The sequence below is a fragment of the Paucibacter soli genome, from assembly GCF_037482845.1.
GTDB classification, from domain to species: domain Bacteria; phylum Pseudomonadota; class Gammaproteobacteria; order Burkholderiales; family Burkholderiaceae_C; genus Paucibacter_B; species Paucibacter_B soli.
Window position 1 is genome coordinate 110441 of the sequence record NZ_JBBHJW010000001.1, and the last position, 22268, is coordinate 132708.

At 68.4% G+C, this 22268-nt stretch carries 19 protein-coding genes and 1 pseudogene; 15 read left to right on the plus strand and 5 right to left on the minus strand.

Going from position 1 to position 22268, the window contains the following annotated elements:
• Nucleotides 1–35 precede the first annotated feature (35 nt).
• The 3 genes from WG898_RS00535 to rfaD are packed head-to-tail and all read left to right on the plus strand — an operon-like array spanning nt 36 to nt 2797.
• Complete coding sequence (locus tag WG898_RS00535) at nt 36–815, plus strand: polysaccharide biosynthesis/export family protein (RefSeq protein WP_339600832.1); 780 nt, start codon at nt 36–38, stop codon at nt 813–815.
• Nucleotides 816–851: 36 nt separating this feature from the next.
• Entirely contained in the window at nt 852–1790 is a 939-nt protein-coding gene (gene rfaE1 / locus WG898_RS00540; protein ID WP_339600833.1) for a D-glycero-beta-D-manno-heptose-7-phosphate kinase, read from the plus strand.
• Between the two features lie 11 nt (nt 1791–1801).
• Nucleotides 1802–2797, plus strand: coding sequence for an ADP-glyceromanno-heptose 6-epimerase (rfaD, locus tag WG898_RS00545; protein WP_339601596.1), 996 nt, complete (start codon nt 1802–1804; stop codon nt 2795–2797).
• On the opposite strand, the gene WG898_RS00550 is transcribed toward rfaD, so the two are convergent.
• From WG898_RS00550 to WG898_RS00560, 3 genes are read right to left on the minus strand one after another with little or no spacing between them, the layout of a single operon-like run.
• Complete coding sequence (locus tag WG898_RS00550; protein ID WP_339600834.1) at nt 2764–4209, minus strand: O-antigen ligase family protein; 1446 nt, start codon at nt 4207–4209, stop codon at nt 2764–2766. The genes rfaD and WG898_RS00550 overlap by 34 nt on opposite strands.
• 13 nt (nt 4210–4222) lie before the next feature.
• Nucleotides 4223–4861: a tyrosine-protein kinase family protein gene (locus WG898_RS00555; RefSeq protein ID WP_339600835.1), complete on the minus strand. Its 639-nt coding sequence runs from the start codon at nt 4859–4861 to the stop codon at nt 4223–4225.
• Nucleotides 4858–6402: a GumC family protein gene (locus WG898_RS00560; protein WP_339600836.1), complete on the minus strand. Its 1545-nt coding sequence runs from the start codon at nt 6400–6402 to the stop codon at nt 4858–4860. The genes WG898_RS00555 and WG898_RS00560 overlap by 4 nt, the downstream gene beginning before the upstream one ends.
• 289 nt (nt 6403–6691) lie before the next feature.
• On the opposite strand from WG898_RS00560, the gene WG898_RS00565 reads away from it, so the two are divergent.
• The 12 genes and pseudogenes from WG898_RS00565 (at nt 6692) to WG898_RS00615 (ending at nt 19291) form a co-directional block, all read left to right on the plus strand.
• A complete protein-coding gene (locus tag WG898_RS00565; protein WP_339600837.1) occupies nt 6692–7807 on the plus strand; it encodes an acyltransferase family protein in 1116 nt (371 codons plus the stop codon).
• Nucleotides 7807–8964, plus strand: a complete 1158-nt coding sequence (locus WG898_RS00570) for a glycosyltransferase family 9 protein (protein ID WP_339600838.1) — start codon at nt 7807–7809, stop codon at nt 8962–8964. Before WG898_RS00565 ends, WG898_RS00570 begins: the two co-directional genes overlap by 1 nt.
• Entirely contained in the window at nt 8961–9986 is a 1026-nt protein-coding gene (locus WG898_RS00575) for a class I SAM-dependent methyltransferase (RefSeq protein WP_339600839.1), read from the plus strand. The genes WG898_RS00570 and WG898_RS00575 overlap by 4 nt, the downstream gene beginning before the upstream one ends.
• Before the next feature lie 7 nt (nt 9987–9993).
• A complete protein-coding gene (locus tag WG898_RS00580) occupies nt 9994–11403 on the plus strand; it encodes an undecaprenyl-phosphate glucose phosphotransferase (RefSeq protein ID WP_339600840.1) in 1410 nt (469 codons plus the stop codon).
• Nucleotides 11404–12129, plus strand: coding sequence for an SDR family NAD(P)-dependent oxidoreductase (locus WG898_RS00585; RefSeq protein ID WP_339600841.1), 726 nt, complete (start codon nt 11404–11406; stop codon nt 12127–12129). It abuts the gene before it with no gap.
• Nucleotides 12122–13234, plus strand: coding sequence for an FAD-dependent oxidoreductase (locus tag WG898_RS00590; protein ID WP_339600842.1), 1113 nt, complete (start codon nt 12122–12124; stop codon nt 13232–13234). Before WG898_RS00585 ends, WG898_RS00590 begins: the two co-directional genes overlap by 8 nt.
• Nucleotides 13231–14715: a lipopolysaccharide biosynthesis protein gene (locus WG898_RS00595; RefSeq protein ID WP_339600843.1), complete on the plus strand. Its 1485-nt coding sequence runs from the start codon at nt 13231–13233 to the stop codon at nt 14713–14715. Before WG898_RS00590 ends, WG898_RS00595 begins: the two co-directional genes overlap by 4 nt.
• A gap of 49 nt (nt 14716–14764) precedes the next feature.
• Entirely contained in the window at nt 14765–15769 is a 1005-nt protein-coding gene (locus tag WG898_RS00600) for an NAD-dependent epimerase/dehydratase family protein (RefSeq protein WP_339600844.1), read from the plus strand.
• Nucleotides 15685–16275, plus strand: a pseudogene (locus WG898_RS25260) (glycosyltransferase); the annotation flags it as partial. The gene WG898_RS00600 and the pseudogene WG898_RS25260, both read left to right, overlap by 85 nt.
• Nucleotides 16276–16503: 228 nt before the next feature.
• Entirely contained in the window at nt 16504–17055 is a 552-nt protein-coding gene (locus WG898_RS25265; RefSeq protein WP_444718906.1) for a glycosyltransferase family 4 protein, read from the plus strand.
• Nucleotides 17055–18071 (plus strand): NAD-dependent epimerase/dehydratase family protein, encoded by a 1017-nt coding sequence (locus WG898_RS00610; protein ID WP_339600846.1) that lies wholly within the window; start codon nt 17055–17057, stop codon nt 18069–18071. Before WG898_RS25265 ends, WG898_RS00610 begins: the two co-directional genes overlap by 1 nt.
• 14 nt (nt 18072–18085) lie before the next feature.
• A complete protein-coding gene (locus WG898_RS00615; RefSeq protein WP_339600847.1) occupies nt 18086–19291 on the plus strand; it encodes a WcaI family glycosyltransferase in 1206 nt (401 codons plus the stop codon).
• Here the strand turns inward: WG898_RS00615 and WG898_RS00620 are convergent.
• A complete protein-coding gene (locus tag WG898_RS00620) occupies nt 19284–21353 on the minus strand; it encodes a glycoside hydrolase family protein (RefSeq protein ID WP_339600848.1) in 2070 nt (689 codons plus the stop codon). The genes WG898_RS00615 and WG898_RS00620 overlap by 8 nt on opposite strands.
• Nucleotides 21341–22240, minus strand: coding sequence for an FkbM family methyltransferase (locus WG898_RS00625; protein WP_339600849.1), 900 nt, complete (start codon nt 22238–22240; stop codon nt 21341–21343). The genes WG898_RS00620 and WG898_RS00625 overlap by 13 nt, the downstream gene beginning before the upstream one ends.
• Nucleotides 22241–22268 lie beyond the last annotated feature (28 nt).

The following is a 22268-nucleotide window of genomic DNA, read 5'->3' on the forward strand; positions in this document are numbered from 1 at the left end:
GCAAGGTCTGACCCCCAAGTGCATTGGTGAGCCGCATGACCCCAAACCTGACCGCCCTGTTGCTGCGCGCCTTGATCATCTGCCTGCTGGCCTGCGCCGGCAGCGGCTGCGTCAACACCTCCTACCCGGTGGGCCCGGCATCGGCCACGGCGTCCCTGGCGGCGCCGGCGCCGGCCGCCTCGGGGGTCGAGTCCGGCACGGCGCGCCGCTACCTGCTGCAGCCCGGCGACAGTTTCGAAGTCAAACTCTTCTACAGCCCCGAGTTGAACGAAACCGTGGTGGTACGCCCGGACGGCAAGATCTCGCTGCAACTGGTGGGCGAACTGCAAGTCACTGGCAGCAGCCCGGGGGAGCTTGAGCAATTGCTGCGCGAGCGCTACGGCAAGCTGCTGCGCGAGCCCCTGGTCACGGTGATCGTGCGCCAGTTCGGCCCGCAGCGCGTGTTCGTCGCCGGCGAGGTGCGCCAACCCGGCGAACTCATCATGCAGGGCGACCTGACGGCGCTGCAGGCCGTGGCGCGCGCCGGTTTCTTCACCCGGGACGCCGAGACCCGCAACGTCGTGGTGCTGCGCTACAAGGGCGAGAACGGCCCGGAGTTCATCATGCTGGACATGAAGGCCTTGATGGACGGTCAGCCCGCTGCGCTGGGTGATGTGCAGCTGCAGCCGATGGATGTGGTGTTCGTGCCGCAGACCCGCATCGCCGGTCTGGCAGATTTCTTCGGGCGCTATGTCGGCAACATCGTGCCGCTGTGGCGCAATCTGGGCTTCAGCATGATTTACTACACCAACAACGCCAGAATCATCGCGCCCTGAAACGCTGCGCCCGTCACCAAGGGAAGGTGTGCCGTGATGGAGAACCTCGATCCGAGCCAGTCCGTGGTCCAGGCCGCCAGGGTCATGGTGGTGGGCGATGCCATGCTGGACCGCTACTGGTTTGGTGCGGTGGACCGCATCTCGCCCGAGGCGCCGGTGCCGGTGGTGCGCATCACGCGCGACGAGGAGCGCCTGGGCGGCGCGGCCAACGCCGCGCTCAATGTGGTGACCCTGGGCGCCCAGGCCACCCTGCTGACGGTGCTGGGCAGCGACGAGCCGGGCCAGCACCTGCGCGAACTCTTGGCCAAGGCCGGCATCCAGGCCGAGCTGGAACTCGACCCGCTGCTGCATTCCACCGTCAAGCTGCGCATCATCGGACGCGCCCAGCAATTGATCAGGCTGGACTTCGAGAACCAGCCGCCCGGCGAGCTGCTGCTGCGTCTGCTCGATCGCTACACCCAGGCCCTGGCCGAGCACGACGCGGTGCTGTGCTCCGACTATGGCAAGGGCGGTCTGACCCATCTGCCGCGCATGATCGAGCTGGCGCGCGCGGCCGGCAAGGCGGTGCTGGTCGACCCCAAGGGCAGCGACTACACGCCCTACGCGGGGGCCAGCGTACTGACCCCCAACAAGGCCGAGCTGGCCCAGGTGGTGGGCGCATGGAAGGACGAGGCCGCGCTGGCCGAACGCGCCCAGGCCCTGCGCGAGCGCTTGGGGCTAGAAGCCCTGGTGATGACGCGCGCCGAGGAGGGCATGAGCTTGTTCGACGCCGAGGGTCGCCTCGACGTGCCAGCGGTGGCACGCGAGGTCTACGACGTGACCGGCGCCGGCGACACCGTGATCGCCGTCCTGGCCTGCATGCTGGCGGCGGGCCTGAGCCTGCGCCAGGCGCTGCCAATCGCCAACCGCGCCGGCGGCCTGGTGGTGGGCAAGTTCGGCACCGCCGGGGTCAGTTATGCGGAGCTGTTCGGATGAGGCCGCGCGGCATGCGCGTGGCGGTCACCGGCGCGGCCGGCTTCATCGGCAGCAGCCTGGTGCGCGGACTGAATCGGCTGGGTATCGTCGATGTGGTGGCGGTGGACGAGCTCAGCGACGGCAGCAAATTCATCAATCTGCGCGGCTGCCAGCTGGAGGACTATTTCGACCGCGACGAGTTCTACCCCCGCTTTGCGCGCGGCGAGCTGGGCCACTTCGATGTGGTGTTCCACCAGGGCGCCTGCTCAGACACCATGCAGCACGACGGCCGCCTGATGATGGCCAGCAACTACCGCTGCTCCAAGGATCTGCTGGATGCCTGCGCGCGCCAGGACACGCGCCTGATCTACGCTTCCTCGGCGGCGGTCTACGGCGGCGGCGCGGTGTTTGTGGAGGCGCCGGCGCATGAAGCGCCGCTGAACGTCTACGGCTATTCCAAACTGCTGTTCGACGAGGTGGTGCGGCGCCGTCTGTCCGCCAGCTCGGCGCAGCTGGTGGGGCTGCGCTACTTCAATGTCTACGGCCCGCATGAGCAGCACAAGGGCCGCATGGCCTCGGTGGCATTTCACCAGTTCCAGCAATACCGCAGCCAGGGCTGGGTCCAGCTGTTCGGCGACTACGGTGGCTATGCGCCCGGCCAGCAACAGCGCGATTTTGTGCACGTCGACGACGTGGTCGCGGTCAACCTCTGGTTTCTGGCGCATGCGCAGTGCAGTGGCATCTTCAATGTCGGCAGCGGCCGGGCCCAGCCCTTCAACGACGTGGCGCGCGCGGTGCTGAACGGCTGCCGCCGCGCCGCCGGCCTGCCCCCCCTGCCGCTGGCCGAGCTGGTGGCCCAGGGCCTGCTGCGCTACCAGCCCTTCCCGGCCGCGCTGGCGGGCAAGTACCAATGCCATACCCAGGCCGATCTGGGCGCGCTGCGCGGCGCCGGCTGCCAGCTGCCCTTCATGGATGTGGACGCTGGCGTGTCTAGTTATGTGGATTGGCTTTCGACCGCACCGCCGTAGGCCACACGGCGCAGCGCCGCGGCGAGGCCGGCCATGACCCAGAAGATCTTCAGTTCCTGCGAATGCCCGCCCAGCCCGCAAAGGTAGAAGGAAATCAGGCAGGCCATCAGGGCCAGCGCCAGTTCGGCCTCGGGCGGCGGGCCGCTGGCCACCACCTGGCCCAGCTCGCGCAGCAGCAGGGCGTAGAAGATCAGCAGCGGCAACAGCCCGATCAGCCCATGCATCACCCACACGTCCAGATAGAGGTTGTGGGCGCGCAGCAGGTGGGCGGGCTCGGAGCCTTCCTCGTCGCGGCGCTCCCATTCCAGCCCCATCTCGGTCTTGGAATGCTGGATGAACTGCGGGCCGAACTGCTGGTAGCCATGGCCCAGCAGGGGCCGCATCTCGATCAGCTGCACCGCCATGCCGAAGATCTCGCGCCGCATCGGCGTGCTGCCCTCGCGCAGGTATTTCTCGGAGAAGAAGCGGTCCAGCAGGCCATCGGGCAGCCATAGCGGCGCCGACAAGCCCAGCACCGTGCCCAGTACCAGCACCGGCAGCAAGGGCAGGCGCCGCTTCCAGAGCAGGAACAGCAGGGCACCGGCCAGGCCTATCAAGGGCGTGCGGGTGTAGGACAGCAGCACCCCCACCGCCTGCAGCAGCGCCATCGCCACCGCGGCCAGGCGCACCCACCAGGCGCGGAAGGCGATGAACCAGTACAGGCACAGCGGCAGCGCCGTGACCATGGTGTAGCTGAACCAATTGGCATCGCCAATGCCACCGGTGACGCGCTTGATCGCCAGGCCGCCGTCCAGCGAGGCCGCGTCGGTATGCGCGCCCAGATTGATGCCCTCACCGAAGTTCAGGCTGACGCCCGGCAGAAAACGCTCCACCAGGGCCAGCAGGGCCGCCAGCGTGGCCGCCGCGGAGATCGCGATGGCCACCACCCTGAGCGCGCGCCGCGTCAGCGCCAGATTGGCAACCAGGAAATAGGGCAAGACCATCATCAGGTACTTGCCGATGCCGATCAGGCCATCCGCAAAGGCCGGCGTCAGCACCGGCGCCAGCAGCACCACCAACACAAATGCCGCCAGGGCCAGCATATGCGGCGCGTAGGTCAGGGCCACATGGTCGCGCAGGGCGCGCTGCAGCCAGGCCAGCAGGGTCAGGCCGGTGAACAGCTTGGAGAGCGCTAGCAGGCTGATGCCGCCCGGCGCGTAAGCACCCAGCAGCCAGATGATGTGGGTGATGATGGTCAGCGCCAGCCCCAGCAGCGGTGCCAGCAGCACCGCCCCGGTGAAGACCAGGGCCGGCAGCGCCAGCAACACCGGCCTTCCGCCGGACAAGACCGTCAGCAGCATGGCCAGGCTCAGGCCCAGGCCCGCCCATAGCAGGATGCGCCAGCGCGCTCTTGCGTCCAGGCCGGGATCCATGGGCCGCCCCGCCTCAGCCCGGCAAGGTGGCCGGCCCGCGCGGCGCCCTGGGCGCGCGTGGCCAGTAGCGGCCGCTGCGGTTGAGCAGACTGCCCAGCACGCGCAGCTGCGCGCGGTCCAGCGTGTCGCGCAGGTACTGCAGGCTGTCGATGCGGCTGCGATCCATCTCCACCACCACCAGCACGCCCTCGCAATGCGCGGCCAGCGCCAGCAGGTCGGGGTAGCGCGCCGCGGGCGGGGTGTCCCACACCACCCAGCCATAGTCCTGGCGCGCGCGCTGCGCCGCCGCCGTCAGCCGCGCCGGCAGCGTAGCCGCATCGATGGCCGCACCCGGGCGGCCGGCCGTCAGCACCGCCACGCCCGGAAAGCCCGGCAGGCTCTGTACCGGCAGCGGCCCTTGTTGATCCCATTCCAGCAGCCCAGGCCCGGGTAGCCCCAGCTCACGCGCCAGGCAGGGGCGGCGCACATTGCCCTCGGCCAGCAAGACCTGACCCTGGTCGGCCAGGCTGCAGGCCAGGCGCGCGGCCACGCTGCTGACACCCTCGCCGCCGCTGGCGCCGGCCACCGCGATGTGGCGGGCCGCCAGGTCGCGGCGCAAGCGCTCGAATTCCTCGGTCAGGGCGGGCGTGCGCAGCAACTCAAGCAACTTCATGTACGCACCTCGGGCAGACGTGCGAGCACCGGCGCGCCCAGGATGGCGGCCGCCTTTTCGCGGCTGTGTACGGTGGGGCGCAGCGCATGGCCCAGCACGAAGAAGCCGAAACTGCCCAGCAGCCCCGCGCCAAGCGCCCCGAAGAACAGCAGCTTGGCGCGCGGCCGGGTCGGCGAGATGCTGGCGGTGGGCCTGCCGATGACCGAGACATTGGAGATCTCGGCCTTGTCGAGCGCATCGGAAATGCGCGCCTCTTCGAGCCTGCGTGCGTAGAGCTGGTAGTTCTGCTCGGCCAGCGCAATCTCGCGCGCAATGCGGCGCGACTGCTCGGCCGATTTGTCCAGCCGTACCAGCTCGGCCACCAGGCGCTGGTCCTGCTCGCGCTGGCGCTGCTCCTGGGCCTGCAGGCCGGCCAGGCGGGTGCGGCGCTCGACCAGCGAGCGCTCGGCCTCATGCCAGCCGGCGCTGGTTTGAAAGGTCTCGTTCTGCGTGACCGACTTGGCCTGGCTCGCCAGCAGTTTTTCCAGCTGCGCCAGTTCGGCCTCCTCATCGACGATGCGCCGGCTGTCGGCGCCGAACACCAGGCGTAGGCGCTCCAGCCGGGCGCGCTGCTCGACGATACGCTGCTGCAGCGACTGCGCCACCGGGTTCGATTGCTCGACGCGCGCGACGCGCTGCTCGGCGGGCCCGCCGCTGAGGGCCTGCTGGGCCTGCTGGATCTCGGCCGCCACCCGGCTCATGTCCTCGGTGCTGCGCGCCAGCGCCTGGCGCAGCTCGCGCTGCTGCAGCAGCAGCGACTTGCGCTGCTCGTCCAGATCCCATAGCGAGGCCTGGTGGCTGAACTCGCGCCGCTGCGCCTCCAGGCTCGCCAGCTCGTCCTTCAACACGCTCACGCGCTCCTGCAGGAAGCGCGTCGCGCCGGGGGTCTGGAAGGCGCGTATATGCTCGGCCAGGTAGAGCTCGATGAGCTTGTTCATGACATCCACGCCGGCCTGCTGGTCGGCCATCAGGAGCTTGATCTCGATGACGTCCGCACGCTTCACCGCCTCGGCCTTGAGCACGCCCTGCAGCATGGAGACGACGTTCTCGAAGGGCGTGAGCCGCTTCTCCAGCCCGACCAGAATCATCAACTCGCCGATGGCCTCGCGGATGCCGCGCACCACCGCGCGCGCCGCGTACTTGATGTGCTCCCAGATGGTCTCGGGCGGCTTGCGCGCCAGGAAGTAGTCGGTGCCGAACGCATTCACCAGGTTTTCCACCAGCGCCTGGCTGGTGATGATCTCGGCCTCGGAGGTGATGTCCTCGGTGCGCTTGAAGGGCGCCGACACCGATGAGGTGCCCGACACCGAGGGCGGCGCCTGCTCGCGCCCCAGCTTGAACAGCAGTGCCGCGCTGATCTCGTACTGCTTGGTCAGAAAGGGCAGGGCCAGCAGCACCCCCGCGGCCGCCAGCAGCGTGCTGGCCAGGATCCAGCGCCAGCGCCGCAGCAGTATCACCATCAGCCAATCCAGGCCCGGTGAGCTGAAGGTCACGCGTGGCATCGCCACGGCGTGGGCTGGAGGCGTAGCTGTCGGATCCTGCAAATCGCGTCCTCGCTGAACAAGCAGTGAATCAAGCGCCTGGCCCGGCGCGCCCCGCCAGCAGATCAGGTTTTGCCATGGCAGCAATCCCAAGAACGCAAGGCGGCGGCGCGGCGTGTTTCCGGGCACCCATGCTAAGCTGAATTCGACCTCTCCGAGCCCGCCCGTGCCCAGCACCGGCGGCCCTTGTTGATCAGCGTACCGCGGCCCGATGGGCGGCGCAATGCGTGAAAGGTACAGGGATCGTGTCGTGGCCACCAGCAGCTCCGCCTCCTCGCCCGCCCGCCTGATCGGCATTCAGAGCCTGCGCGGCTTTGCGGTGCTGCTGGTCATCATGGTGCATCTGCACCACACCGAGCTGAAGTACTCGCATGGCCCGCAGTTGCTGGGCGACTGGAATTCGATCGGCATCGCCGGCGTCGATATCTTCCTGGTGGTGAGCGGCTTCGTGCTGACCTATCTGGCCTTCGGGCATTTCGGCCAGCGCCACTACGCCGCCGCCTATGCCTATGCGCGTGTCTCCAGGGTCTATCCGGTCTATATGCTGCTCACCGCGCTGCTGCTGCCGCTGTACCTGAGCGTGCCGGCGCTGTTCAACGCGGCGGAAGGCCATGAGGTCAATCTGCTGCGCTCGCTGCTGCTGATTCCCGATGTTCGCCTGCCCCTGATTCCGGTGGCATGGACCCTGCATCACGAGTTGTATTTCTACCTCGTGCTGGGCGCCATGCTGATGCTGCCCGAGCGCCAGCTGCCCAAGGCCATTGGCGCCTGGTTGTTCGTCACGGTGGCCCTGATCGCCTATGGCTTGCAGACGCCGCGGCCGCTGCAGGGCGCCTTCGAGCGGGTGCTGTTCAATCCCATCAACCTGGAGTTCATCCTCGGCATGGTGGTGGCCTGGGCGGTGGTGCATGGGCCGCAGCGCGGCGCCACGGCCTGCATCGCCATTGCGCTCGCGGGCCTGGCGGCGGGCTATGCGGCCTGGTTCCGCCTGACCGGCGAATACTGGGTGGGCGACTTCTGGCGCGTCTGGGTGTTCGGACTGCCCGCGGCCCTGTTCATCTACGGCATCGTGATGCGCGAACAGCAGCAGGGTCAGGTCTTGCTACCGGGCCTGGCCTGGATCGGCGACGCCGCCTATTCGATCTACCTCACCCATCTGATGGTGCTGGTGGTGCTGGGGCGACTGTGGGGCGAGTTTGGCGCGGCGGGCTGGCCGGCGCATCTGCTCTTTCTGGCCGGCTCGGTGGCTGCGGCCCTGGGGGTGGGCTGGTGCAGCTTCAGCTATGCCGAACAGCCGATGCTGAAATGGTGCCGGCGCATCGACCCGACGCGGCTGCGGCCCGCGGCCAAACCGCAGGTGTCCTGATGGACGCGCCCACCGCCCTGCCGCAGAGCAGCCGTTTGCATGCCGGTGAGGCCGGCGCGGTACGGCGGCTGCTCGTATTCCATGTCGGCAGCCTGGGCGATACCCTGGTGGCACTGCCGGCCTTCTGGGCGGTGCGTGATGCCTTTCCGCAGGCGCGCCGCGTGATGCTCACCAAGCGACCGGCGCGCGGCGGCATCCCGGTGGGGCGCGACATTCTCGAAGGCAGCGGCCTGTTCGACGACTACCTGCTGTTCGATGGCGACCACCATGCCTACGGCAGCAACCTGCCGCGCTGGCGCAAATGGTGGGGCGCCATCAGGCTGATCGCGCGGCTGCGTGCGGGCCGCTTCGACCTGGCCGTCTATCTGCCCCCCTCGGCGCGCGAACCCGGCCAGGTGCGACGCGATCTGCTGTTCTTCCGGCTGGCCGGCATAAGCCGGGTGCTGGGCGCCGCGCCCGATGCCGGCAGCGCACGCCCGCTGCTGGAGGCCGAGCGCCTGCTGGCACGCCTGCACGACACGCCGGTGCGCCCGCCACCGCTGCCGCTGGCACGCCGCGACCTGGCCCTGCAGGCGGCCGATCGGCTCGCCAGCGAGCAATGGCTGCGGGCCCGGGCCGCACCGCTGGCCGATGGCCGGCCCTGGGTCGCCTTTGCGCCGGGCTCCAATCTGCAGTCCAAGCAATGGCCGGCCGAGCGCTTCGAGGCGGTGGGCCATGCGCTGATCGAGCGCCACGACATCTGGCCGGTGCTGGTCGGCGGCCCCGAGGATGTCGAACTGGCCGCGCGGCTGGTACAGCGCTGGGGTCGTGGCACCCAGGCCGCGGGTGGCCTGTCGGTCAGGCAATCGGCCGCCCTGCTGGAGCGCTGCCGGCTCTTCATCGGCAACGACACCGGCACCATGCATCTGGCAGCGGCCGTGGGCCTGCCCTGCGTGGCGCTGTTCTCGGCGCGCGACGAGCCCGGCAAATGGGAGCCGATGGCCAATCCGGTCGGCAGCCCCCACCGCATCCTGCGCAAGCAGGTGCCCTGCGCCGGCTGCATGCTGGTGCGCTGCGAGGCACAGGACCGCTTGTGCCTGCGCCTGATCGGCGTCGACGAGGTGCTGGACGCAGCCGAAGCGCTGCTGCCGCGCAAGGCAGGCCGGGTGGCGTCATGAAGCAGGCCGTCAACATGCCTTGCCTGGTCTGCGGTAGCGGCGACAGCCGGCTCCTGCATGCCCTCAGCTACCCCGACCAGCATTACCCGGGTCTGTTCGAGATGCGCGAATGCGCGGGCTGCGGGCTGCTGTTCAACTCGCCGCGGCTCAGCGATGCCGAGATTGCCCGGCTCTACGACGCCGACTACTACGTGTTCCAGGAGCGCGAGCGTGATGCGGCGCGCCGCGTCGCCCTGCTGGCCAGCCAGACCCTGGGTGTGGCGGCCCATTACTGCGAGGCACGCGATGTGCTGGAGCTCGGCTGTGCCAAGGGCTATCTGCTGGCCCAGCTGCGCGCCCAGGGTTGGCAGGTGCGCGGCGTGGAGCTGGCGGCCGCGGCGGCCGACTTCGCGCGCCAGCGTTTCGGCCTGGATGTCTATGCCGGCACGCTGGCCCAGGCCTTGGCGCAGCCAGGCTTCCAGCCCGCCTCGGTGCTGCTTTGTACCGATGTGATCGAGCATGTGCCCGCGCCGCTGGCGCTGCTGCAGGACATGCGTCGGGCGCTCAAGCCGCGCGGCTGGCTGGTGCTGGGTACGCCCAACGCCGACGCCGATCAGCGCCGCGCGCTGGGGCCGCGCTGGCTGGGCTTCAACCCCTTTCACATCTTTTTGTTCAACCGCGCCAATCTCGGCCGCCTGCTCGAACAAGCCGGCTTCGAGCTGGTGCGCGCCTACACCTATGCCAACGACGATCCGCCGCAGCCGGCGACGACGCGCTGGCGCGACGCGATACGCGACCGTCTGCGCGACCGATTGCGCGAGACGCTGCGCGCCAGCGGCCTGTTGCCGGTGCTGCGGCGCGCACGCGCGGGCATGCTGGCGCTGGCCGACAGCCCGGTCTCGCTGCAAGGCCTGCAGGCCGAGCTTGCGAGCGGCCAGCTGCCCGCCCTGCACAGCTATGCGGCCAGCGCTGACGCACGGTCGGCACGCGGCGCCGCCTGCCGCGGCGACAACCTCGTGCTGATCGCACGGGCACGCAGCTGAGGCCACCATGCAGACCCGCGGCCTGCTCCACGATCATGCCGGCCTGGTCGCGCTGCTCAAGCGCCTGGGCGATCTGGTGCTGGTGTTCGCCAGCGGCATGCTGGCGCATCACCTCACGTATCTGGGGCGCGCCCAGGCACCGGAACTGCTCGATGCGGTGCTGCTGGTGATGCTGCTGCTGCTGTTCAGCACCGAGCAGATGGGCTTGTACCGTAGCAGCCGCAGCACGCGCCTGAGCACCGAGGCCGAGATGCTCTCGGGCGGCTGGCTGCTGAGCCTCGCCCTGCTGGGCGGCAGCTTCTGGATGCGCAACCAGCTCGATGGGCCGGTGCTGAAATGGCTGGCCCTGTGGCTGGCGGCGGGCTGGCTCGCCACCCTGGCCCTGCGCCTGCTGGTGCGCCTGGTGCTGGCGAGCCTGCGCCGGCGCGGCTACAACCAGCGCACCGTGGTGATCGCGGTCGCCAGCGAACCTGGCCGTTATGTTGCCGAGCATCTGCGCGCCAAACCGGAGTTGGGCATACGCGTGGTCGGCTACTTCGACGACCGCGGCCTCGAACGCCTGCACGCCGACGACGGCCTGCCCATTCTTGGCCATGTGGAGGAAATGCAGCGCTTCGTCGCCGAACAGCACATCGACCAGGTCTGGATCGCCCTGCCCTTCCGCGCCGAGGCGCGCATCCGCGAGATCCTGCACGCGCTGCGCCACAGCACCACGGATGTTTGCCTGGTGCCGGATGTGTTCCAGTTCTACATGCTCAACCAGGCCTTGGAGGACGTGGGTGGCCTGCCGCTGCTGGCGCTGAATGCCTCGCCCATGCAGGGCAGCAGCCGCTTCGTGAAGCTGCTGGAAGACCGCCTGCTGGCGCTGCTGATCCTGCTGCTCATCAGCCCGCTGATGCTGATGGTGGCGCTGGCGGTGCGGCTCGATTCGCCCGGCCCGGTGCTGTTCCGCCAGCAGCGCCGCGGCCTGCATCACGAAATCATCGAGGTCTGGAAGTTCCGCACCATGCGGCCGCATTACCAGGCACCCGGCACCTACACCCTGGCCACGCGCAAGGACGCACGCGTCACCACGGTAGGAGCCTTTCTGCGCCGCACCAGCCTGGACGAGCTGCCGCAGTTCATCAATGTGCTGCAGGGCCAGATGTCCATCGTCGGCCCGCGCCCCTATCCGGTGGAGATCAACGACGAGTACAAGGATGTGGTGGATCGCTACATGCTGCGTCACAAGGTCAAGCCCGGCATCACCGGCTGGGCCCAGGTGAACGGCCTGCGCGGCGCGCTCGACACGCCGGAAAAGATGGAACGCCGGGTGCAGCACGACCTCTACTACATCGAGCATTGGTCGCTCTGGTTCGACCTCAAGATCATCGCCCTCACCATCGTGCGGGGCTTCACCCACGAGAACGCCTACTGAATGAGCCATGCCCCCACCCCGACCCGCCGGGTGCTGCTGATCGGCGCCTCGGCCTCCTTCGGCCCGGCCCTGCTGCGCGGCTTCGCGGCCCAGGGCGCGCAGGTGCTGGCCACCAGCCGCAGCGGCCTATTGCAGGCACTCCCGGAAGCGCCGGAGGGGGCGCAACTGGCGGCGCTGGATCTGCTGGACGCAGCGGCGCTGGACGACTTCGCGGCCCGCGTGCTGCCGGGCTTCGGCCGGCTCGACGTGGCCATCTTCATGGCCGGCATGCTGCCCGGCAAAGCACTTGAGGCCTACGACGATGGCCTGATGGCCGAGGTGATGCACTGCAACTTCACGGCCCAGGCGGCGCTGCTGCGGCGCCTGCTGCCGCATTTCAATGCCGGCGCGCAGATCTGGATGACCGCCTCGATCTCGGGCGAGCGCGGCAGTTTCGACCCGGTCTATGCCGCCTCCAAGGCGGCGCTGATCGCCTTCGTCAAGTCGCTCGCCACCTGGCTGGCGCCGCAGATCCGCTGCAACGCGATCGCGCCGGCCCTGATCGAGCACAGCCCCATGTACGAGGCCATGGCGCCCGAGCGCCGTGCCCACCATTTGCGCAACACGCCGACCCAGCATCTCACCACGCCGGCCGAAGTGGCCGGCGTACTGCTCAATCTTTGCGAACCCGCCTGGGCCAACCTGAACGGCCAGGTCATACGTTTGAACGGAGGCGCACATGTCTAAGCAGGTGGCGGTGATCGGTTGCGGCATTTTTGGCGCCATGGCGGCGCTGCGGCTGGCGGCCGGAGGCGCCAGGGTGACGATCTACGAGCAACAGGCCAAGCCCCTGCGCGGTGCCTCCTACAACAACCAGAACCGCCTGCACCTGGGCTTCCATTACCCGCGCGACGACGAGACCGCGCGCCAGAGCATCCGCGGCTTCCAGCGCTTTCGCGACGCTTTCGCCCCCTGCATCCTGGACGGCTTTCCGAACGCCTACTTCGTTGCCAGCGAGGGTTCGCTGGTGAACGGCGAGCAGTACCTGGCCTTCTGCCAGCGCATGGGCCTGCGCCACGAGCTGATCGACCTGGCCCGCTTCGAGCCCAGGGTGCAGGGCGTGGACCTGGGTGTGCTGTGCGACGAGGTGGTGTACGACAGCGCCGTACTGGGCGGCCTGGTGATGCAGAAGCTGGACAAGGCCGGCATACAACCGCGCTTCAATGCCGCGGTGCTGGGCATTGCGCGTCATGGCGGCCGTTTCCGCCTGCAGCTGGCCGATCGCCGCAGCGCCGATTTCGACGCCGTCATCAACTGCACCTATGCGAATGTGAACTCGCTCACCGAGCAGCTGGGCCATGCGGTGGCCGAGTACCAATACGAGTACACCATGGTGCCGGTGATCGAGTGGGCGCAGCCGCCGGTGGGCGTGTCCATCATGGACGGCCCCTTCATGACGGTGCTGCCGTTTGGCCTGACCGGGCGCTATCTGCTCTACCACGTCGCCCATTCGGTGGTGGCCGAACATGTGGGCCGCCACATGCCCGCGACTTGGGCCGATACCGCCACCTCGCCGGCACGCGGCGTCGACGGCGCGGCCCTGTTCGAGCGCATCCGCCAGGCCTGCTGCCGCTTCGTGCCGGCCCTGGCCGAGGCCCGCCTCGCCGGCTTTCTGGAAGGGCCGCGCATGGTGCTGGCGCATCGCCACGACACCGATGCGCGCCCATCCATCATTCGCCAGCTGGAACCCGGCTACATGACCGTCTTCACCGGCAAGATCGATCATTGCGTCTGGGTCGCCGACGAGATCGCCAACGCCCTGCTCGACGGCGAATTGGCGGCCATGCAGTGAGCCCGCGCACCGCCCCGGGCCAGCGCTTGTGGGCGAGTGCCAGCGCCGCCGTGGCGGCCACCGCGGCGCAGACCCTGATCGGGCTGGCGCTCTACAGCTTCCTGATTCGCAGCCTTGGGGCCGAGACGGTGGGCGTGTGGCTGGCGCTGATGGCAGCGGGTCTGCTGGCCTGCATGGCCGACCTGGGGCTCAACCAGGTGCTGGTGCGTCGGTTGGCCTTGACCCATACGGATGGCGAGGCTGCCCGCATCCTGGAAACCCTGCTCGCTGCGGTCACCTTGTTCACCGGGCTCGCGCTGCTGCTGGCCTGGGTCGGCTTCCCGCTCTGGTCGCGCTGGCTGGCACTGACGACGCTGCGGCAGTCGCAGGCTCAGCATTGGCTGCCCTATGTGCTGACGGGCCTGTGGCTGAACCGCATCGCCGACGCGCTGGCCGGAGCGCTGGACGGCCAGCAGCGCTTTGTGGCGCGTGCCGGCGCCACCCTGCTGGCGCTCACCGTCGGCCTGGCACTCACCATCGCCGCCGTGCCGCCTTGGGGCATGGCGGGTGCTGCCGCCGCATTCGTGTTCCAGAACGCCCTGCTCCTGTGCGTCAATCTGGCCCTGGTGGCAAGCGGCACGCCGGGCCTGCGCTGGTGGCGGCCGCGCCCGAGCCTGCGCATCCTGCGGGAGGCCTTGCGCTACGGCCTGTCGGTGCAGGCCCTGGTACTGAGCTATCTGGTGCTGGAGGCCTGCATCAAGCTGGCGCTGGCGCGCAGCGGCAGCCTCGCCGCGGTGTCCTACTTCGACCTGGCTTTTCGCATCGGCAAGGGCGTGCGCGGCTTGCTGGCTGCGGCGGCGCGGGTGTTGGTGCCACGGCTGGCGCGCAGCAGCGGCGACACCGCGGGGCGCCAGCACGCCTACGCGCTCTCCTTCGAGCTGATGCTGGTGGCGGCGCTGGCGGTGTTCTCGACCCTGCTGGCCAGCGCCCATGGCATTGCCTGGCTGGTGCTGGGGCACGGCGAGCCGATGTTCGTCAGCGCCTTGGCCGCTGCCCTGCTGCCCTGGCTGATCTACAGCCTCACCGACCCGGCGCTCAACCTGGCGCTGGCCAGCGGGCGCATGCGCTGGCCGCTGCGCGCGCATCTGCTCACCCTGGTGCTGGCGGCCACCCCCACGTTTGCAGTGCCGCTTGCCTCGTTCTCAGGATGGTATGGCCTGGTGGCCATCGCAATAATCGCCGGGTGTGTCTTGACCTTGGTGGGCATTCATCACGACGAGCGAATGCCGTGGCAGACCTTGCGGCCCCTGCGCAGCGCCGGCGCCTTGCTGGCGGGCGTGCTGGCAGGCCTGCTGGGCATGGCTGCTCCGCATTGGCTGGCGGGATGGTTGCAATGGCTGGTGGTGGCCGCAGTGGAGTTGCTGTTTCTGGCCCTGCTGTGGCGGTTGCACCCCGAGGTACGAGGTTTGCTTTTCTTCGGTCGACCCGCGCGTGCGGCGTGAGGTCGACCCCGGGCATTGAGTTCTCAGCGGCATTACCAAGCGAGGATCTATGAAGAGCAACACCATTCTGGTCACCGGGGCGGCAGGTTTTGTGGGCTCCGCGGTCGCAAGGCGCCTGCTGGACAACAGCAGCGATGGCAATACCCGCGTCATCCTGCTCTATCACCAGTCCAACCCCCTGAGGCATCCCGGCCACCGTAATGCCATCGCGGTACGCGGCAGCCTCAACGACTACACCTTCGTCTCGGACCTGATCAGCCGTTACGAGGTCAACACCATCTACCACTTCGCGTCCAACTCGATCGTGCGCAAATGCGCCAACGACCCGATGAACGCCTACTTCACCAATGTGATGGGCACGGTGACGCTGCTGGAAGCCGTGCGCAACGCGGGCGTCAACACGGTCGAACGCATTGCCATCTTCACCTCCGACAAGGTCTATGGCCACGCCGTGCCGCCGTACAACGAAAGCACCGCCTTCGTGCCGAAGTACACCTACGAATCCACCAAGGCCTGCCAGGACATCGTGGCGCAGAACTATCTGCACAACTACCGCCTGCCGATCAACATCGTGCGTTCATCGAATGTGTACGGCCCGGGCGATCCCAATCTCACCCGCATCATTCCCAACTGCATACGCTCGATCAACCGCGGCGAGCAACCCATCATCTTCACCGGCGTGAAGGACTATGTGCGCGAGTTCGTCTACGTTGACGACGTGGTCGACGCCATGCTGCTGATCGACAGCAAGGCGGCGCCCGGCGAGGTGTTCTGCATCGGCGGCACCGAGACCGTCTCGATCGAGGCCCTGGTGCAGCGCATCTGCCGGTTGATGGGCTATCACGGCGGCATCTCCATCGTCGACAAGCCCAGCAACTTCCAGGAGATCCGCGAGCAGTCGATCGACAGCTCCAAGCTGCGCGCGCTTGGCTGGCAACCCAAGTTCAGTCTGGAGCAAGGCCTGCGTCAATGCATAGACGCGCCCGAGTACGGCGCCGAGCCGCTGCTGGCCAAGCCCCCGGCCTACGCCCTGGCAGCGGCAAGCCTGAACTGAGAGTCAGCCAGGAGCCGATCGTGAACGTGATTGTGTTGAACGATCACCTCTACGCCGACGGCGGCGCCGACGTGGTGGCATTGAGCTCGGCCGAACAGTTGGCCGCCGCAGGCGCGCACGTTACCCTGCTTGTGGCGGATGCCTTGCGACCGGAAGACCGCCTGCCGCGCCGCGCCCGCCTGGTGGCGACCGGCCAGCATGATCTGCTGCGCGACCCGCAGCGCGGCCGCGCCGCCCTGCAGGGGCTGTGGAACGCGGGCGCTGCCAGGGCGCTGCGTGCCTTGCTGGCCGAGCACGCGCCGACCGACACGGTGGTGCATCTGCACAGCTGGACCAAATCGCTCTCAAGCAGTGTGATACGCACCACGCTCATGGCCGGGTTTCCTATGGTGTGCACCTTGCACGACTATTTCCCGGTGTGTCCGACCGGCGGTCTGTTCAACTTCCAGAGTTCCCAGATCTGCCAACGCAAGCCCATGTCGCTGGACTGCATCACCTGCCATTGCGATGTGCGCAGCTACGGCCACAAGCTGTACCGTGTGGCCCGTCAGGCGGTGCAGCTGGGTTGGGGCGGCATGCCCGGCGGGCTGCGCGAGTTCATCGTGGTATCACGCTTCAGCGAAGTCATTCTGCGCCCCTATCTGCCGCCCGATGCACAGGTCTGCCATGTCCGCAACCCGATCAACATCACCCCCGGGCCGCAGGCCGACGTGGCCTCCCAGCAAGGCTTTGTGATGGTGGCCAGGCTGGTGCGACACAAGGGCCAGGAACTGTTCCTGCGCGCCTGCGAGCAGGCCGGCGTGCCGGCGGTCTGCATCGGCGAAGGCCCCGATCAGGCCGAACTGCAGCAGCGCTTCCCGCGCGCGCGCTTCACCGGCCAGCTCGCGCGCGAGCAGGTGCAGGCCGAGATGCTGCGCGCGCGTGCCCTGGTGCTGCCTTCGCTCTGGTACGAGACCCAGGGGCTGGTGGTGGACGAGGCGGCCGCGCTGGGGCTGCCGGCCATTGTCTCGGACGCCTGTGCCGCCACCGACGCGGTACAGCATGGCCGCAACGGTCTGGTGTTTCGCAGCGGCGACGCCGACGCGCTCGCCAATGCCTTGCAACGCCTGCATGAGGACGGCAGCTATGCGCAGGCCCTGGGACGGCAGGCCTTCGAGCGTTTCTGGCGCGATCCGCCCACACCCGCCAACCACGCGCGCGAGCTGCTGCAAGCCTATGCGGGCGTACTTGCACGCGCCGCGGCGCGACGCCATGCCGGTCCACGCGCCGAAGAGGCGGTGTACTGATGAAGCCGCAACGCGTGCTCGTGACCGGGGGATCCGGCTTCATCGGCACCAATCTGGTCGCGCATTTGCTCGGCAAGGGCATGCAGGTCTTGAACTTCGACATCAAGCCGCCGGCCGATGCGGCGCAGCGCGCCCATTGGCGGCATGTCGACATCTGCGAGGCCGGCAGCCTCAAGCTGGCCTTGCAGGAGGCCGCGCCCGAGGCGGTGGTGCATCTGGCCGCGCGCACCGACCTCAACGGTGCCAGCGTGGCCGACTACCCGGCCAACACCAGCGGGTTGCAAAACCTCATCGACGCCGCCGCCGCGACGGGCGTGCGGCGCGTGCTGTTCGCCTCCTCGCGCCTGGTCTGCCGCATCGGCTACCAGCCCAGCTCGCCGACCGATTACCTGCCCACCACGCCCTATGGCGAGAGCAAGGTGCTGGGCGAGCAACTGGTACGCCAGGCCGGCGCCACCGGCTTCGACTGGGCCATCGTCCGCCCCACCTCGATCTGGGGGCCCTGGTTCCATGTGCCCTATCGCAACTTCTTCGATGCGGTGCGGCGCGGCCGCTACCTGCATCCACGCGGCGTGCGCGTGCGCAAGTCGTTTGGCTTTGTCGGCAACAGCGTGCATCAGATCGCCGCGCTGCTGCAGGCCCCTCGCGAGGCGCTGCACGGCCAGCTCTTTTATCTGGCCGACTACGAGCCGATCGAGGTGCTGGACTGGGGCCGGCGGATACAGGCCGCATTCGCTGCGCCACCGCTGCGCGAGCTGCCCTTGCCGGCCCTGCGCACAATGGCGCGAGCGGGCGACGCGCTGGCCTGGGCGGGTTGGAAGTCGGTACCGCTGACGAGCTTCCGGCTCGACAATCTGCTGACCGAAATGTTGCACGACACCAGCAATCTGCAGGCCCTGTGTCCCGACCTTCCGCATGGCCTCGACGAGGGCGTGGTGCAGACCGTCAACTGGATGCGCGACACAGCAGCACGGCCGGTGCGGACGGCGACGGTGCAACCGACCCAATCGGCCTGACGGCCCAGCGGCGCATGCGCATCCTGCTGCATTCGCCCTACTACGCGCCCGAGCTGATCTCGATCGGCAAATACAACGCCGAGATGGCCGCCTGGCTGGTGCAGCAGGGCCATGAGGTGCGCGTGGTCACGGCGCCGCCGCATTACCCGGCCTGGCGTGTCGGCAGCGGCTACTCGGCCTGGCGCTACACGCGCGAGCAGATCGACGGCGTGACGATCTGGCGCTGCCCGGCCTGGATACCGCGGCGCCCGGGCGGCATGGCGCGGGTGCTCTACAGCCTGAGCCACCTGATCAGCAGTCTGCCGGTGCTGCTCTGGCAGGCGCGCTGGCGCCCCGACTGGGTGATGGCGGTGGAACCGCCCCTGCTGTCCTTTGTGCCCGCATGGCTGGCCGCGCGCAGCTGTGGCGCACGCTGCTGGCTGCATGTGCAGGACCTGGAGGTCGACGCCGCGTTTGAACTGGGCGTTCTCAGCGGCGCCGGCGCGCGCCGGCTGGCACTCGGCCTTGAATCCGCCTTGCTGCGGCGTGCCGATCAGGTCTCGACCATCTCGCCGCGCATGGCGGAGCGCTTGCTGGCCAAGGGCATGGCGCAGACCCGGTTGATGTTGCTGCCGAACTGGGCCGACGCCCTGCCGGCGGACCCGCCCGGGCCACCGTTTCGGGCCGCCCATGGCATTCCGGAGCAAGCCAAGCTGGCCCTCTACGCCGGCAATATGGCGGGCAAGCAAGGGCTGGAGACGGTGCTGGAGGCCGCGCGTCTGCTGCAGCATCGCAGCGATATCTGGTTCGTGCTGGTGGGCGACGGGCCGGCTCGTGCCGGCCTGCAGGCGCAGGCCCAGGGACTGGCGCGCGTGCTGTTCCTGCCGCTGCAGCCGTTGACCCAGCTGGGCGCGATGCTGCGTGCCGCCGAGGTGCACCTGCTGCCGCAACGTGCCGCCGCGGCCGATCTGGTGCTGCCCTCCAAGCTGGGCGGCATGTTCGCGAGCGGGCGCCCGACGGTTGCCGGCGCCCGGCCGGGCAGTGGCCTGGCCAGCATTCTGCAGGGCCGCGGTGTGGTGGTGACACCCGAAGACGCGCAGGCCTTTGCCGAGGCCATCTGCGGCCTGTGTGACGACCCGCAGCGCGCCTGTGCCCTGGGTGCAGCGGCCCAGGCCTATATGCGCGCCGAGCTGACACGCGACGCCGTGCTTGGGCGGCTGCAGGCGGCGCTCGCTACTTGAGCTTGAGCGGCCACGGCGCCTCGGCGTAGCCGATCTGAATGGTCTTGCGCTTGCTGAAGCCGTGGTACCAGAGGCGCACCCTGTCGCCCTCGATCAAGACCGAGGGCGCGATCGGTCCGATGTCATCGAACTGCCCGCTGGAACGCCGCACAATCGGCTCGGGCGCCAACTCCCAGGGACCGAAGGGCGTGGGGGCACGCGCCACGCCGATCTCGTGCCCATGCTCGCCATACAGCAGGCTCATGAACAGGTAGTAGCTGCCATCAGGCCCCTGCACCAGCTCTGCTTCCGCGGCTCCATCCTTGGTCTTGGGCAGATCGGCCTTGCTGAGCACAGGCTGGGGCCGCTTGACCCAATCGCGCCCGTTGCTGGAAGTCGCGGCCATCAGATAGACGCCACGTTCGCGCTTGCAGCTGTCGAAGCAATACGCGGTGTAGATCATCACCAGCTGGTTCTGGTATTCGACGATGGTGGGGCTGAAGACCGCGTCGCTGTCGTAGCCACCCGGCGAGACCTTCAATATGGGCTCCTCGCCCACGCGTTCGAAATGGACGCCGTCGCGCGAGCTGGCCAGGCCCACCTGCAGCGGAAAGGACTTGAAGTGCCCGCCGCGGTCGCGGTAGCCGGCGAAATAGAGCAGGTATTCGCCGCGGAACTTGAGCACAAAGGGGGTCTCGTGGGTATCGTCCCAGCGGCCCGGTCGCGTCTCGATCATGCGCCCCGCCACCGGCCCCGGCACCGCCACGTCGGCCCAGGCCAGCCCATCCGGCGAGCTGGCCTGGCAAATCGCCGGCCCTTTGCGCTTGGGGTCGAAGCAGGTGTAGAACATCCGGTAGATCGGGCCATCGTGCAGCACACTGGGGTCGCCCACCAGCGAATAGGGCCCGGAATGGATGGGCGACACGCGTTTGGTCCAGCGCGACCAGCCCGGCACCTCGGCCACCGTGCTCGCCACCGCTGCGGCCACGCCGGCCGGGGGCACGCCGGGGGTGCCATTGCCAGCCACACGCTGCAGCCAGAGCCGGTTCTCACCCTTGCTGGCGAACCAGCCGCCGATATCCATCAACAGCAGATTGCTGAGGCGCTCGGGCTTGATGCGGGTGGCCGAGGAAGCGCTGTCGTCCGCGCGTTTGAAGTCCGCCAGCTTCAGGCGCACCTTCTGCAAGCTGCTATTGCCCGGCAGCTCGAAACCGAGTTCAAACTTGTCGCCATCCGACTGCTCAAGCTTGAGCACCAAGTTGGCCTTGAGCCGCGAGGCAAGCGTCAACTCGAGTTGATCGGCGCCCGCGAGTGCCGCGACCGGCAGGGGTCGCATCAAACTCATCACCGCGCCGCTTTGCTTGCGGTAGTCCACCACCCAGCCGGTTTGATTCAATGGCGCTTCGCGGCCGAGTTCGGCACGGCTGGCACCGAAGACCGACCATGGCGGTGTTTCACGCGTCAAGCCATCCAGGCTGCCGGCGCCCGTGTCGCGCGGCGCCGCACCGCTGAAACGCAGCTCGTCGATGACGATGCGGCGCTGCCCGGCCGGAATGCCAAACAGGCGCATGACATCGGCCGATTTGGACGCCAGCATGGCGCCGGCATCGACGATGGACATGCGCTGCACGCGCTCCAGGTCAAGACGCCCGTTCGCATCGGGCGGGGCATCGCCGCCCACGGCGAGCACCAGATCGTCGAGCGCAATGCGCACCTCCTGCCAAACTCCCGCATTGAGCGTCACCGGCAGACTCCATCGGCCTCCGCCCTGCTCCTCCAGCGCCAGCACCAGATTGCTCATATGGCTGGACTTGGCAGCAAAGCTGATGCTGCCCGCGCCGGCCAGCTGCGCGCTGCGCAGCGGCAGCACCAGCAGGCTGAGTTGCCCCTGGCCCACTTCGTAACGGTAGTCCAGCGCCGGCCGGCCGGCGCGCGACCATCCCGCCTCGCGGCTCTCGGAGACGCTGGCATTGGAGCCCAGCAAGGTCCAGTCGGCCGGCGCGAGGCGCAGCTCCTGACCATGGCCGAGCCCGGACAGGAGAGCCAAGACACCGGCCAGCGCGAGCCGCATCAGGCTGTGCATGGACGCACCAGCAGATTCATATAGCCGCCGGGCAAGGGGGCGTGATGCCATTGCAGCGGCCTCAGGCCACAACCCCGCTGCCCCAGCAGGCCAAAGCGGCTGCGTCGGCTATGCACCTCCAGGGCCTCGTAGCCGGGCGGGAAATGCGCCATCAGGGCCTGCGCGTCGGCAAGCCCAAAGCGCACCTGGTCGGACAGCTCCATCATCACGATCGGCCGGTAGCGCGCCAACGTGCCACGCAGGCCACGCAGCACCGCCAGCTCAAAGCCCTCGACATCGAGCTTGATCAGATCGATGTGTGCGAGCTTCAAGCCTTCGATGTAAGCGTCGGCGCGCGCCACCCGCAAGCGACCGATGGAGCGGTTGTTGTGCGCCTCATGGTCGGCCACGAAGCTGCCCGTACCGGTATTGACGCCCTGCGGTGCATAGAAATCGAGTTCCTGGTCAAACTCGCCCAGCCCCACGCGATGAACCCGTACATGCGCGAGGCGGTTGCGCTGAATCTTCTCGTCCAGGCATTGCGCCACCGCCGCATACGGCTCGAAGGCATGCACCTCGGCACAGCAAGAAGCCAGATAGAGGGTGTGATGACCGACGTTGGCGCCGATGTCCAGCGCCGTGGGTTGCTCGCGCTCGCTCAACATGCCGCGCATCAACTCGAGTTCATCGAGCTCGTAGGCGCCGTAATAGAAAACGATCCAGTCAATCCAGCGGTTCAGGCGCCCGGGATAGACATAGCCGGCAAAAGGAACCTCAAAGCGTTCGGCGCGCACCCGCTCGGGATGTCGCAACCAGTACAACAGCCGATTGCGCACGCCGTAGCGTAGCCAGCGCTGATGCCCGATCCAGCGCAGGCCGCGGTCCAGCGGCGAGACATCCTCAAGCATGCTGCGAAGGTGCTGCACTTGTGTTTGC